Here is a 13,507-nt window from a genome sequence, read left to right as displayed (position 1 = left end):
ACGCCGCCCCGGTCCGCCCGCGGACAGAAACCCACCCCACGCATCGCACGCCCCAGCGTCCAGCCTAAGGCTTGTCCCGTAAATGATCTACGGTATGCCGGTTGGCCTGCGGCGTTTACCCGTCACCCGGCCAGGGTGGGGTTGTGCAGGCGGGCGATGCCGAGGATGGCGTGGTGGACGCCGTCGCCTTTCAGGCGGCAGTCGCGGAGGATCTTCCAGGTTTTCATCCGGGCGAAGGCGTGCTCGACCCGGGCGCGGACTTTGCGGTGGGAGGTGTTGTGGTCTTCTTTGCAGGCCGGGAGTTCGGACTGGCCCGGCTCACGGCGGTGCGGGATGACCAGACCGGTTCCCCGGTAGCCTCCGTCCGCGATCACCGTGGTCCGGCCGACGGCGGCCTTCGTACCGGACAGCTCCCACGCCTTGCAGTCGTTGCGGTTGCCGGGCAGTGGGCGCCCGACGGCTACGACCAGGCGGGTGTCGGCGTCGATGACGACCTGGTGGCTGGTGGAGTACCGGTAGTTCTTCGACTGCTCGGCGACCGTGTGGTCACGAGTGGGGACCAGGGTGCCGGCCACGATCAGGACGGTGCCCTTGCGGAACCGCTTGCGCTGCTGGAGGGCGAGCGCCGGCCCGACCTGGTCGATGATGCGGTCGGCGGCCGACTTCGACACCCCGAACAACGGGGCAAGCTGCCGCAGGGTCAGATTGGTGCGCCAGTACGCGGCGACCAGCAGAACCCGGTCCTCCAGCGGCAGGCTCCACGGCCTGCCCTTGCGGACCGGGCCCGCACCCTCTCGCCGCAACGCGGCGATCAACCTGCCGAACTGACGTGGACTCAGCCCAGTGAACCGGGCTATCCAGGACGGCTCCGACCCCGTGATCACACCAGCCACAGCAAGATCATCCCACCCGTGACCAGCAGTTACGGGACACCCCTCAGGAGCCCGAATTGATTCACTGTCAGAAGAAGGCCCGCCCCCGGGCGGGCCGAACCGTCGTCATCACCGGCGCCTCCTCCGGGCTCGGCAAGCACTGCGCGCTGCATCTGGCACGGCACGGCTTCCGAGTCTTCGCCGGAGTGCGCAAGGAGGCCGACGGCGAGCTGCTGCGCGCCGAAGCGGCCTCCGCGCCGCTCCTGCCCGTCATCCTGGACGTCACCGACGAGAGCTCGATCCGCACCGCGGCGGACACCGTCGCCGAGGCGTCGGGCGGGCACGGCATCTGGGCGCTGGTGAACAACGCAGGGACGTGCGTGTCGGCACCCCTGGAATGCGTACCGCCGGGCGAGCTGGGAGACCAGCTCGCCACCAACGTCGTAGGCCCCCTCGCGGTCACCCAGGCCCTCCTGCCGCACCTGCGCCGCACGCGCGGCCGGATCGTCAACGTCACCTCGGGCCTGGGCAGCATCGCCGCTCCGTATCTCGGCGCGTACGCCACGGGCCAGTTCGCGAAGGAAGGCATGAGCGACGCGCTCCGCAGGGAACTGCGGCCCCAGGGTGTCACGGTCTGCGTGGTCCAGCCGGGCGCGGTCAACACGCCCATCTGGGGCAAGGCGCGGGAGACCGGCCACGAACTCCTCGACCGGACCCCCGAGGGCATCAGGGAGCTCTACGGCCCCACCTTCGAACGGTTCCTGCGGCTGAACGAACAGCGGGCCCAGGCGAGTCGCACCCGGCCCGAGGACTTCGCCCGCGGTGTCTGTCACGCGTTGAGCGCCCCGCAGCCCAGGACCCGCTACCGCATCGGCGCCGACGCGCAGGCCGCGGCGATCCTGTCCCGGCTCCTGCCCGACGCGGCCATCGACCGGTGCCTGAGCGCCGTCACCAAGCGCTGAGGGACAGGGGGAGGGTCTGTACGGTCAGCGGTGGATCTTGGAAGTGGAGTGACGCTTCCCAATGCTGATGTCAAGCCGCTTCGGTGACAGGGGGTGCGATCTCGTAGCACCGTCCGTCACGGATGAGAGCCCACAGAACGTTCACCCGACGGCGTGCGAGTGCGATGACGGCCTGCGTATGCCGCTTCCCCTCCGCGCGCTTTCTGTCGTAGAACGCGCGGGAGTTGGGGTCGCACTGGATACTGATCAGCGCGGAAGTGTAGAAGACGCGTTGCAGGCGCCGGTGGTACCGCTTGGGGTGGTGGAGATTGCCGCTGATCTTCCCGAGACACGTGGGGCCGGGGAGACTCCGGCGAACGCCGCCAAGCGGTCCACAGTGGGGGACGCGTCCAGGCTGCCGCCCACGGCAGCGAGAAACTCGGCACCAGGCGTCGGGCCGATACCGGGCATCGAGGTGATCACTTCGGCAAGGTGGTGCTCGTGAAGCCGGCCCTCGATGAGCTTGTCGGTCTCGGTGATCTTCTCGTTGAGGGTCATCACCTCCTCAGCCAGGGTGTGGACCATCCTGGCGATGGGCCTTCTCCCCGGCAACTGCGGTGTGCTGCCGGTCGGCGGCCTCGACGGCCTTCGCGGCCAGGGCCTCGGAGCTGCGGACCTTGCGGTTGCGCAGCCACGTCGTCAGCCGCTTCGCACCGGCTCGGCGGATGGCATCCGGGGTCTGGTAGCCCGTGAGCAGTCGCAGCGGCCCGGTGTTGCCGAGGTCCAGGGCCCGTTCCAGGGCGGGGAAAATGCTGTTCAGCAGGGACCGGAGCCGGTTGGTGACGCGGGTCCGCTCGGAGACAAGGTCCGCCCGGCGCTCGGTCAGTAGCCGCAGCTCGATGACAGCCTCATCGTCCAGGCGGACCGGCTGCAAGTCGTTGCGCATCCGGGCCTGGTCCGCGATCACATGGGCGTCGCGGGCGTCGGTCTTTCCCTGTCCGCGGTAGCTGTTGGTGGCGCGGTTGACCGGGACGCCGGGGATGTAGACGAGTTCCTGGCCGTGGTTGGCCAGGAGGTTGATGAGGAGGCCGGGCTCGCCACCGGTCATGTCCATCGCCCAGGTCACCGACCTGCCCCCGGCGAGGTCCAAGACGTCAGCGAGCAGCTGGAGCAGCTCCGGCTCGTCACTGGTCACGCGCCGCGAAAGCAGTGTGTTGCCGTCGGCGTCCAGCACCAGGGTGTGGTGGTGGGTCTGGCCGCAGTCGGTCCCCGCCCATATCCGGCTCATCGTGCTCCATCAGGTCGTTCCTGTCTTGCGTACCACGGTCGACCTCGCCGGCATTGCTCTACTCAGCGACTTGCTCGCACTTCCCAATCGGCGGCCGAGTCGTCGTGGGAACCGGGCGGCCAAGCGTCTCCAGCCACGAACGGCAGCCTGATGAAAGCCACACCCGGTTCGGGTCTGTAAATCGAATGGTGTTTCTGGGGTTGTTGGGGGTTCAGCGGCGGGTGGCGGAGGGTCGTCCGTCGAAGGTGGTCTCGAAGGCGTTGAGGGCTGCCTTCCATCGCTGTGACCAGCGTTTGCGTCCCTGCCCTGTCGGGTCGAGGCTCATGATGGCCATGCAGACGCATCTGATCGCGGCCTGCTCGTTGGGGAAGTGCCCGCGGGCCCGGACGGCCTTGCGGATCCGTGCGTTCACGCTCTCCATGGCGTTGGCCGTGCAGACAACGCGCCGTATCCCGCTGTCGAACTGGAGGAAGGGCACGGACTCGGCCCACGCGTTCTCCCACAACCGCACGATCGCCGGGTACTCGCCGTGAGGGGCCCCGAAGTTTCCGGACAGGGACCCAATAGGGTTTCCCTGAACAGGGAACGAGGAAGCACGATGTGGCGTCACTCAGCAAGTACACACCCGAGTTCCGTGAAGAAGCCGTCCGGGTCGCGCTGAGCTCGAGTAAGACGATCTCCGAAGCAGGCCGCGAGCCCGGGATGAACCCCGAAACCCTCCGGGACTGGGTGAAGAAACACAAGGCACGCCAGGAGCCGGCGCCAGACGCGGAACTGACGCTCAGCGAACGAGCACGCCTCAAAGAGCTGGAACGCCGGATCCGCGAAGCCGAGATGGAAAACACCTTCCTGAAAAAAGCCGCAGCGTACTTCGCGGGGGATCCCCGGCAGCGAGCACGTACGAGTTCATCAACGAGACGCGGCTCGACACGACGGAGTACGCGTACAGCGTCGGGTACAGGTGCAAGCGACTCGGCGTCTCCAAATCCGGCTACTACGACTGGCGAGGCCGTCCCGAATCCGCGACAGCCGAACGGCGTGAGGAACTGAAACTGCTCATCACGAAGGCGTTCGAGGACTCCGACAGCACCTACAGCCACCGGCGCATCCACGCACAACCGCACCGCCGGGACGTCACCGCCGGCCTGGAGCCGGCCCGCCGCCTCACGCGCGAACCGGGCCTGGAGCCCTCCCAGCCGAAGCCGAAACGCTTCGGCCTCACCCAGGGCACCCCCGGCCCCGCGCCTGACCTCGCCGGCCGGAACTTCACCGCCGACGCTCCCGGCCAAAAGCCGGTCGGGGACATCACCTACGTGTCCACCAGTGAGAGGTGGCTGTACCTGGCGACCGCCATCGACCGCCGCACGAAGGAAATCATCGGCTACGCCATGGACGACCACTACCACACCCCCCTCACATCCCGGGCCATCCGCAACACAGCCCGGAACAGGAAACTCACAGACGGCACAATATTCCACTCGGACCGCGGATCGAACTACAGGCCAGCCGAGCACGGTGAGACATTGAAACACCTCGGCCTTCCACGTTCCGCCGGACGGAGCCCTGTACGGCGCGCTGAACCGGGGCCGCCTGGACGTCAAACGGCTGCGGGCCGAGCTGTCCGGCTTGTCGCTGCCCCGCGCCGCCGACGGCCGCCTGGTGCTGGCGGTGGACGTCTCGGCGTGGCTTCGGCCCGACGCCGATACGAGCGACGCCCGCTCGTTCTGCCACACCTACGTCAGGGGCGACGCCAAGCACCAGATGATCCCGGGCTGGCCCTACTCGTGGGTCGTGGCCCTGGAGTCGGGCCGGACCTCGTGGGTCACCCCGCTGGATGTGGTGCGGCTGAGGCCGGGCGACGACCTCGCCGCGGTCACCGCCGCACAGCTGCGGGACCTGGGCGAGCGCCTGGTCGGCGCCGGTCAGTGGAGTCCGGGCGACCCGTCGGTGTTGATCGTGGCCGACGCAGGCTACGACGTGATGCGGCTGGCCTACCTGCTGCGCGACCTGCCCGTGGAGATCCTGGGACGGCTGCGCTCGGACCGGGTGATGCGCCGCCCGGCACCGACCCGTGCGCAGTTCGCCCGGGACAACCCGGCTGGCGGGCGGCCGCCCAAGCACGGCAGCGAATTCATCTTCAAGGACGTCAGAACCTGGGGCGCCCCGGACGCGGAGACGAAGACGGAGACCACCCGCTACGGCACCGCCCACGCCCAGAGCTGGGACCGGCTCCACCCCGAGCTGCAAGGGCGTGCCGCCTGGCGGGACCACCCCGGCCCGCTCCCGGTGATCGAGGGCACCGTCATCCGCCTCCCGGTCGACCACCTGCCCAGCGGCGGTGACCCCAAGCCTCTGTGGTTGTGGTGGTCACGGCCCGCTGCCGGCCCTGCAGAGACCGATCTGGCCTGGCAGACCTTCCTGCGGCGCTTCGACATCGAGCACTTCTTCCGGATGATCAAGCAGATACTCGGCTGGACCGCTCCGAGACTGCGGGAAGCCGAGGCGGCGGACCGCTGGACCTGGCTGATCGTCACCGCCTGCACCCAGCTCCGCCTCGCCCGCTCCCTGACCACTGACCTGCGACGGCCGTGGGAGAAGCCAGCCGAACCGAACAAGCTCACCCCGGCCCGAGTACGACGCGGGTTCCGACACCTGCACGCCAGAACCTCAACACCGGCCGCAGTGCCGAAACCCGCTCGCCCCGGCCCGGGGCGCCCGCCCGGCTCGAAGAATCGCCGCCCCGCGAACCGCTACGACGTGGGCCTGCTCCTGGTCACCGGCGAGTCCTACCGCCGACCGGCTCACCACAAGGTCGGCACCAAACTACGCCGCACCGGATAAATCACAAGATGAAACCCGGTGTCCACTCCCGAGGATCAACCTCACTGATCCCATACACCACGACAAGGGACACGATCCGGGGCCCTCTTCCTGCAGGTTTCTTGTACGCGAGTGCTGTGATTCGTACAGACGGCTCAAGCGGGAAAGGTTCCGCGGGTGTACTGCGGCGATGGCCCGGTAGCCGGGCGCGCCGATGGCGCATCCATGACGGTGTGCAAGATCCGTTTACGTACGAGCTCTCCTACTCCAGCATGGATCTGAAGAAGGGCGAGGTTTCCGAAGCGACCGAAGCTACCGAGCCGGAGGGGCATCCGGGCGTCGCACAGGCGCACAGAGCGCGGCCGCAGATCGTCGAGGCGTACGACTTCTCTGATCGTGCCCGAGTGACAGCTGCGGGCCATGGCACGGCTGAAGCCAAACGCACAGGTGCCGATAGGGCCGACGCCGCACCGTCCGCCGTCTCAGTGGAGGGTGGACGCTTGGGTGAGGAGGTGGGCGGTGGTGTGGTGGCGGCGGTGGGGGTGCAGGAGTTGGCGCATGGTGTGCAGGCGGCAGGTGGTGCGGGTGGAGTGCATGGTGGGGTTGGCGTCGAGGAATGACTGCCAGTGGACGAGGGCGGCCGTATGCGTCTGAATTAATGAGCCAAGATCGGGAGGAAACACCCAACCAGATCCCGGGCCCGAGGCCCTTGATCTGGAAGATTGCCGGTCATGGCAGGAAGCACCACCCCGCGGAAGCCCAGGAAGCGGCTCGCGCCGAGTGAGAAGTGCGAGATGTTCGTCGTGGTGCTGTCGGGACAGCACACGCAGCGGGAGGCCGCCGAGCACTGAGGCGTGAACCGGGCCACGGTGGTCGCGATCGCGCGGACGGCGAAGCAGGGTGCTCTGGACGCGCTGGCCGCGTCGGTGCCCGGCAGGGCCGGGCAGAGCCCGGAGCAGGCCCAGCTCGCCGAGGCCCGGGCGGAGATCGAGCGGCTGCGGAGCGCGATTGCCGAGCAGGCCGTCGCCCTGCACCTGGACCGGGGAAAAGCGCGATGGGCCTGAGCGCGGGCCCCATCCCGCCGCGGGTCCCTCCTGAGGTGAAGGCCGGTCTGCTGCAGTTGATCGGGCATGCCGCGGACCAGGGCTGGTCGGCTCGCCGGGCCGGCGCGGTGCTGGGCCTGGACCACATGAGGGTGCTGCGCTGGCAGCAACGGGCCGCCGCCGGACAGCTCGCCGATGTCCGTCCCGGACCTGCTGAGGCTATGCACGCGCTGCTGGCCTGGGAGAAGGAGGCGATCGTCAAACTCGCCGAGGAATGGGGCGAGACGGACCGTTCGCACCGCAAGCTCGCCCACCGCGGCTCGAGGCTGGAATGGGTGCACGCGAGCGAGTCGACGGTGCTGCGTGTGCTGGCCGAGGCGGGCCTGGACCTGCCCGGGCCGCCACGGCGCGAGCGGCGGGAGAAGAAGCCGTTTCCCGAGTGGGCCGTCTGGCGCCCCAGATCGATCTGGATCTACGACTTCACGCACTTCACCAGGGCCCAGCGGTGCTGCCTGGCCATCATGGACCTGGTCTCCCGCAAGTGGCTTGCCACCCTGGTCTCCGCCGAGGAGTCCTCGCTCCAGGTCGCGGTCGCCTTCACCGCCGCCCTGCACGCCGAGGGCCTGGGGCACCTCGCCGAACGCAGTCTCAACACCGAACTCAGGACGGCGAGTTCGCCGCCTGCCGGGCAGCCGGTGCTGCTGGCCGTCTCCGACAACGGGCCGCAGATGCGCTCGGCGGACACCCGCGCCTTCATGGCCGCAGCCCTGATCGGCCAGCACTTCGGGCGCCCGCACACCCCCAACGACCAGGCCTGGATCGAGTCGCTGTTCGGCCACGTCAAGGGCGAGTGGCAGCACCTGGAGAAGATCCGCGACCCGCACGAGCTGGAAGCCGAACTCGACGCCGTACGCGCCGAATACAACACGGTCCGCCTCCACGCCGGCATCGGTTACGTCACACCGCACGAGTTCTTTGCGTTCGGGCAGGGTGGTGGTCGGTGCCGACCACAGCGCCGGGAGGTCGTGGGCCAGGTTCTGGATGGCGGCGCGTTCGCGCGGGCTCAGGACGGCGGGCCGGGTCTCGGTGAAGTGCTGGTAGTCGGCCCCCAGGCAGTCGGCATCGGCGAGCGCGGCTTCCCTAGTCCTTCTCCAATTGGCGTACCACCAGGCGGTTTTCAGGTTCGGCCAGCTGGTACTGGCGACGGGCGCGGTCGGCGGCGTAGCGGGCGCGTTCCAGGCGGTGCTGCCGCAGCTGGTCCAGGGCGGCGCATTCGGCCTCGGCCTGGGCGGCCGCCTGCATGGACACCTCGAGGGTGGCAGGGGTGACGGCGGCCAGCAGCTGTGCGGTGATGAAGGCGTCCAGGGCGGGGCCGGCGATGTGCTGGCAGATGCTGCCGGTGCCGTAGTTGGCCCGCAGGTAGCCGCAGTGGTAGTTGTGCGAGGGAAGCGGCTGGCCGGGCCGTGGTAGCTCACCGTCATCCGGTGGCCGCCGCAGCGACCGCACCGCAGCAGCCCTGCCAGGAGCGCGGAACCTGAGCGTGGGGCCCCGGGGGACGCGGCAACCTGCCGGTTGGCCTCCATCCGGGCCAGGTTGGGCGCATAGCGTTCCTCGGTGATGTAGGCGGGCATCCGGCCGGGCAGGACCACATGCCACTCGTCCATCGACCTCACCACCCGCCCCGTGCCCATCCGGGTCGCTTGCGCCGCGCGTCGGTGCGGCGGCGCCCGTGTGCGTAGTATCCGGCGTAGACGGGGTTGTGCAGCATGATCTGCAACGCCTCGCGGTTGGGCCGGCGCCACTCCAGCTCGCCCTTGTTCACCCCGCACCGGGCCCGGACCGGTAGCTGGACGGCATGTTCCACCAGGTAGCGCAGCACTGCGTTGAGGGTTCCCAGGCGGTCGAAGGCGTCGAAGACGAGCCGCACCACCGCCTGGGCCTGCTCGTCCGGTTCCAGCACAACCTCTCCCGAGGGGCGCCGCCAGTAGCCGATCGGCAGGGGCAGCACCAGCTCGCCGCGCTCGGCCTTGGCGAGCTTGCCGCCCCACATCCGCTGTCGGATCAGGTACAACTCGGCCTCGGAGATCGTGTTCTTTGAGGCCGAGCAGCAGCCGGTCGTTATAGACACTGGAGTCATAGACCCCGTCCAGGTCCGCCAGCAGAGCCCCGCTCAGCGAGCACAGCTCAAGCAGTTGATGCCAGTCCCGGCCGGTGCGGGCCAGCCGGGACATCTCGATCCCCAGCACCAGGCCGGCCCGGCCCATCGTCACCTCGGTGACCAGGCGCTGGAACCCGGGACGCGAGTCGGCCACCGACGCCGACCGTCCTTGGTCATCGTCGATCACCACCACCCGCGAACGTGCCCAGCCCAACCTCACGGCCCGATCCACCAGCGCGTACTGCAATCGTGCCGACTCGGCGTGCTCAAGGACCTGCTGGCGGCTGGACTGCCTCACGTACACGATCGCCGCACGATCCCGATGCTCCGACCGGATCCGGTCCTCCGACAGCCCCCACGGGCGTGACATCACCGGAGACATCAGCACCGCCCCCGTTCACCGCGGCCCGCACCGCCCAGAGGGCCAGTAGGCGCACGGCCCCCACCCGGCTCGCCACAGGAAGCTGCGGCCACACCCCCGACTGGGGAGTTCGCCGTCTGTGTCGGACATGCCCCACCACCCCCGGCCTCGTCCGCCGCCGTCCGCAGCCGGTCGACCAGGGCCGCCAGCCGCAACAGTGCATCCACGCTGATTATCGTGCCGCCAGCCGAAAGAGCACCATCTTCAGGTGCACTACGGGTGGTTAACTTGCTTCCAGACGGTGAAGCACGAATGCGGACTCGACCACTACCCGGTCCGCCGCTACGACGCCTGGTACCGGCACATCACCCTCGCCATGGCCGCACTCGCCGCCCTGACCGCCATCCGCGCCACCGAGCTCGAAAAAGGGGCAGCAAAACCAGCCCCGGACAGCTGATACAGCTCTCCGTCGCCGAAATACGACGCCTGATCGGCCACCTCTGCCCAGCCCACCACACTTCCGAACGCCGCCTGCAGTGGTCACGATGGAGACGCCTCAGCCAGACCCGCGCACGCCTCAGCCACTACAAAAAACGCGGCCACCACTCATAACTCGAATTGCAGTATTAGCCTCCCCGAACAGATCGAACACGGCGGACGGGGCACGGGACAAGCCCGCCTCAAGCGCGACGACCGGACGCCCAAGCCGCCGCGACAGCACCTCCAACAACAGAGTGGGCACCGGCGGGCGGGGGCCCGCCAGCCAGCGCGAGACCATCGACCGGTCACACGCCAACGGCCGGCCGTGCTCGGCGGCTGCCTGCCGCAGAGCCGCGGCAAGCTGGGCGCCACTCCGGTCGGCTTCCTCAAGCAGCCCGCGCAGGCGGGCGTTGGGGGTCTTGGGCACGACTTTCCCCTTCCCGACACTGGTCAACCTGGCTACCCCCACCCGGATTTCACAAGCGCACAAGGTTGCATCCGTTGCATCGCATCCACCGCCCAGGACATCTGTTCCATCGAATGCCAGAGCGGTGTGCTGGTTGTACCCGGCAGCCGAGCGCGCTCAACAGCGGCCGCCATCTGCCGGGTTCGTTCCAGCCGTACCGCCCTGGCCCCTATCCAGGCCGCACTGCACATCAAGATCACACAAAAGATCATCATGTCCCACCCGACACCGGCAGCCCTGGCCACCGAACTCGCCACACTCATCGGAGTCCCACTCCCCCTGAACCCACAAGACACCATCGCCGGGTAAGTAAACCTGCGCAGGCAGAGACCTGCCGGGACGGACACACGCTCTCGCCCAGGCCTCCCGCCCGATCTGCGGGCACAGGCTCGGCACGACATACCAAGGGAGTAGGCTCATGGCAGCGACAGCGACACCTGGCGAGTCCCGCGAGCAGGCCTATGGGGCGGGGCTACTCGACTACCAGAAGCCACTGGAGTTGCGACGTCTACGCGCCCTGGAGAAGTTTGCCGACCCAATCACGCGTGCATCCATCAGCGGCCGGGGGCTCCAAACGGGCTGGCGCTGCCTGGAGCTGGGGGGCGGTGCCGGCTCCATTGCACAGTGGCTGGCCCGGCAGTGCGCGCCGGGGGAAGTGGTGGTCACCGACATCGACACCCGACTGCTGTCTCGTCGAGGAGTGCCGAACCTGACCATTCTGCGCCACGACGTCGTCCAGGACGACTTCCCCGCAGGGTCCTTCAGCCTCGTCCACGCACGCGCACTGCTCGAGCACCTGCCCGAACGCGACAAGACCATCGCACGGATGGTGCGTTGGACTGCCCCAGGGGGCTGGGTGTGTGTAGACGGGCTGATCCTGGTCTCCTCCCCAGAGGGTGCTCAGAACGCTTACCACCGCTGTATGGACGCTCTGATCGCCTTGGTCTCCGGCCAGATGCAGGTCGATGTCCGGTGGGCCACCGCCCTGCCGCGGCTGCTCGCACAGGCAGGCCTGGAAGACGTCGATCTCATGTGTGCCCCGGGCCGGGTGGGCCGGAACGGCAACGCCGACGCACTCACACAGCTCACCCTCGAACAACTCGGACCAGCGATGGTGCACCAGGGCCTTGTCACACAGCAGGACCTCACCGACTGCAGGGAACTGCTGGCCAGCGGCAGCTACACCGACCTCGCCTTCCTCACCCTGTCCACATGGGGCCGACGCCCACACCCTTGAGCGGCCTATACAAACCATGCGCGAATACGACTGCCGGAGCTTGAGGGGCCCCGAAGTTTCCGGACAGGGACCCAATAGGGTTTCCCTGAACAGGGAACGAGGAAGCACGATGTGGCGTCACTCAGCAAGTACACACCCGAGTTCCGTGAAGAAGCCGTCCGGGTCGCGCTGAGCTCGAGTAAGACGATCTCCGAAGCAGGCCGCGAGCCCGGGATGAACCCCGAAACCCTCCGGGGCTGGGTGAAGAAACACAAGGCACGCCAGGAGCCGGCGCCAGACGCGGAACTGACGCTCAGCGAACGAGCACGCCTCAAAGAGCTGGAACGCCGGATCCGCGAAGCCGAGATGGAAAACACCTTCCTGAAAAAAGCCGCAGCGTACTTCGCGGGGGATCCCCGGCAGCGAGCACGTACGAGTTCATCAACGAGACGCGGCTCGACACGACGGAGTACGCGTACAGCGTCGGGTACAGGTGCAAGCGACTCGGCGTCTCCAAATCCGGCTACTACGACTGGCGAGGCCGTCCCGAATCCGCGACAGCCGAACGGCGTGAGGAACTGAAACTGCTCATCACGAAGGCGTTCGAGGACTCCGACAGCACCTACAGCCACCGGCGCATCCACGCACAACCGCACCGCCGGGACGTCACCGCCGGCCTGGAGCCGGTCCGCCGCCTCACGCGCGAACCGGGCCTGGAGCCCTCCCAGCCGAAGCCGAAACGCTTCGGCCTCACCCAGGGCACCCCCGGCCCCGCGCCTGACCTCGCCGGCCGGAACTTCACCGCCGACGCTCCCGGCCAAAAGCCGGTCGGGGACATCACCTACGTGTCCACCAGTGAGAGGTGGCTGTACCTGGCGACCGCCATCGACCGCCGCACGAAGGAAGCCATCGGCTACGCCATGGACGACCACTACCACACCCCCCTCACATCCCGGGCCATCCGCAACACAGCCCGGAACAGGAAACTCACAGACGGCACAATATTCCACTCGGACCGCGGATCGAACTACAGGCCAGCCGAGCACGGTGAGACATTGAAACACCTCGGCCTTCCACGTTCCGCCGGACGGACCGGGACCTGTTTCAGTAACACTATGACGGAATCATTCTTCGCGGCGCTGAAGAACGAGCGTGTATCCAGGATGACTTACCTGACACGCGAAGCCACCCGGCAGGACATCACTCGGTACATCGAATCCTGGCACAAACACAAACACCTCCACTCGGCAGTGGGTAACCGCCCACCTCGCGAAGCCCACACCGAATACCAGACATTGCACATCACGGCGTGAAGTCATCACCAGACACCTGCCCGGAAAGCGCGAGACCCCTCAGTACGTACGGAAGCTGCGTGATGTCGCCGCGGGTGGGCTCGGTGTCGTGATCGAGTTATGTGTACGCCGCTTCCACTGCGAGAACCCCGCCTGTGCGGCGGTGACGTTCGCCGAACAGGTCGCGGGGCTGACCGCTCCGCACAGCCGCTACACTCCGCCGCTGCGATGGCTGCTGACGCAGATCGGGCTGGTGCTGGCCGGCCGGGCAGGGGCCCGCTTGGCGACCGCGGTCGGCATCACCGTGGGCAAGGACACCCTCCTGCGGCTGGTCAGAGCCCTGCCCGAACCGGAGATCGGTGAGGTGGAGGTACTGGTCGTGTCCAGAAAGTGGTGTAAAAGGCGACGAGCGTAGGTTTCGTACTGGACCGCCAAGTTCGTAGGGAAGGACCCATGCTCGTGCACGAGCGAGTATCGCCTACCGGGGCGTTCCGTGCCGGGATCGATGCCGTCTTCGCTGAGCTTGGGATTTATTCTCGCTGGTCGAATTGCGCCTCGAACTTGATCACT

General features: G+C 67.9%; 10 protein-coding genes and 5 pseudogenes. 9 read left to right on the top strand and 6 right to left on the bottom strand.

Features of this window, described 5'->3' with window-relative positions:
• Nucleotides 1-122: 122 nt before the first annotated feature.
• Entirely contained in the window at nucleotides 123-893 is a 771-nt protein-coding gene (locus tag C9F11_RS44350; RefSeq protein ID WP_138968007.1) for a transposase, read from the bottom strand.
• 56 nt (nucleotides 894-949) lie between these two features.
• Here C9F11_RS44350 and C9F11_RS44345 point away from each other — a divergent pair, with 56 nt between their 5' ends.
• Nucleotides 950-1,834, top strand: coding sequence for an SDR family oxidoreductase (locus C9F11_RS44345; RefSeq protein ID WP_346347480.1), 885 nt, complete (start codon nucleotides 950-952; stop codon nucleotides 1,832-1,834).
• Between the two features lie 70 nt (nucleotides 1,835-1,904).
• Here C9F11_RS44345 and C9F11_RS44340 read toward each other — a convergent pair.
• Together C9F11_RS44340 and C9F11_RS44335 are read right to left on the bottom strand one after the other, a co-directional pair.
• Nucleotides 1,905-3,101, bottom strand: a pseudogene (locus C9F11_RS44340) (IS110 family transposase).
• A 211-nt stretch (nucleotides 3,102-3,312) separates the two neighbouring features.
• Nucleotides 3,313-3,618 (bottom strand): annotated as a pseudogene (locus C9F11_RS44335) (transposase); the annotation flags it as partial.
• Nucleotides 3,619-4,658: 1,040 nt separating this feature from the next.
• On the opposite strand from C9F11_RS44335, the pseudogene C9F11_RS44320 reads away from it, so the two are divergent.
• From C9F11_RS44320 to C9F11_RS44305, 4 genes and pseudogenes are all read left to right on the top strand, one after another.
• A pseudogene (locus tag C9F11_RS44320) lies at nucleotides 4,659-5,942 on the top strand (NF041680 family putative transposase); the annotation flags it as partial.
• Nucleotides 5,943-6,193: 251 nt separating this feature from the next.
• Nucleotides 6,194-6,541, top strand: a complete 348-nt coding sequence (locus C9F11_RS47915) for a hypothetical protein (protein ID WP_171076199.1) — start codon at nucleotides 6,194-6,196, stop codon at nucleotides 6,539-6,541.
• A gap of 234 nt (nucleotides 6,542-6,775) precedes the next feature.
• Nucleotides 6,776-6,985, top strand: a complete 210-nt coding sequence (locus C9F11_RS49265) for a hypothetical protein (RefSeq protein WP_249402330.1) — start codon at nucleotides 6,776-6,778, stop codon at nucleotides 6,983-6,985.
• Between the two features lie 35 nt (nucleotides 6,986-7,020).
• On the top strand, nucleotides 7,021-8,292 hold the full coding sequence (locus tag C9F11_RS44305) for an integrase core domain-containing protein (RefSeq protein WP_249402329.1): 1,272 nt from the start codon (nucleotides 7,021-7,023) through the stop codon (nucleotides 8,290-8,292).
• A 341-nt stretch (nucleotides 8,293-8,633) separates the two neighbouring features.
• Here the strand turns inward: C9F11_RS44305 and C9F11_RS44300 are convergent, their stop codons facing one another.
• Both C9F11_RS44300 and C9F11_RS44295 read right to left on the bottom strand, forming a co-directional pair.
• Nucleotides 8,634-9,092: a recombinase family protein gene (locus C9F11_RS44300; RefSeq protein WP_171076198.1), complete on the bottom strand. Its 459-nt coding sequence runs from the start codon at nucleotides 9,090-9,092 to the stop codon at nucleotides 8,634-8,636.
• 28 nt (nucleotides 9,093-9,120) lie between these two features.
• Nucleotides 9,121-9,492: pseudogene (locus C9F11_RS44295) on the bottom strand (recombinase family protein); the annotation flags it as partial.
• A gap of 280 nt (nucleotides 9,493-9,772) precedes the next feature.
• On the opposite strand from C9F11_RS44295, the pseudogene C9F11_RS47910 reads away from it, so the two are divergent.
• Nucleotides 9,773-9,940, top strand: a pseudogene (locus C9F11_RS47910) (IS701 family transposase); the annotation flags it as partial.
• Between the two features lie 120 nt (nucleotides 9,941-10,060).
• Here C9F11_RS47910 and C9F11_RS44285 read toward each other — a convergent pair.
• Nucleotides 10,061-10,390 carry a hypothetical protein gene (locus C9F11_RS44285; RefSeq protein ID WP_249402328.1) on the bottom strand — a complete coding sequence of 110 codons (330 nt, stop codon included), beginning with the start codon at nucleotides 10,388-10,390 and terminating at the stop codon, nucleotides 10,061-10,063.
• A gap of 457 nt (nucleotides 10,391-10,847) precedes the next feature.
• On the opposite strand from C9F11_RS44285, the gene C9F11_RS44280 reads away from it, so the two are divergent.
• The 3 genes from C9F11_RS44280 to C9F11_RS44265 all read left to right on the top strand — a co-directional run bounded on the left by C9F11_RS44280 (nucleotide 10,848) and on the right by C9F11_RS44265 (nucleotide 13,352).
• Nucleotides 10,848-11,666 carry a class I SAM-dependent methyltransferase gene (locus C9F11_RS44280; RefSeq protein ID WP_138968092.1) on the top strand — a complete coding sequence of 273 codons (819 nt, stop codon included), beginning with the start codon at nucleotides 10,848-10,850 and terminating at the stop codon, nucleotides 11,664-11,666.
• 236 nt (nucleotides 11,667-11,902) lie between these two features.
• The gene (locus tag C9F11_RS49260) at nucleotides 11,903-12,958 is read left to right on the top strand and encodes an IS3 family transposase (RefSeq protein ID WP_138968090.1); all 1,056 of its coding nucleotides are present in this window, start codon (nucleotides 11,903-11,905) and stop codon (nucleotides 12,956-12,958) included.
• Between the two features lie 88 nt (nucleotides 12,959-13,046).
• A complete protein-coding gene (locus C9F11_RS44265) occupies nucleotides 13,047-13,352 on the top strand; it encodes a hypothetical protein (RefSeq protein WP_138968088.1) in 306 nt (101 codons plus the stop codon).
• Nucleotides 13,353-13,507 lie beyond the last annotated feature (155 nt).

The organism is Streptomyces sp. YIM 121038, assembly GCF_006088715.1.
Taxonomy (GTDB): Bacteria; Actinomycetota; Actinomycetes; order Streptomycetales; family Streptomycetaceae; genus Streptomyces.
Note: the sequence above shows the minus strand (reverse complement) of the source record. Positions and strands in the feature narration are given on the sequence as shown.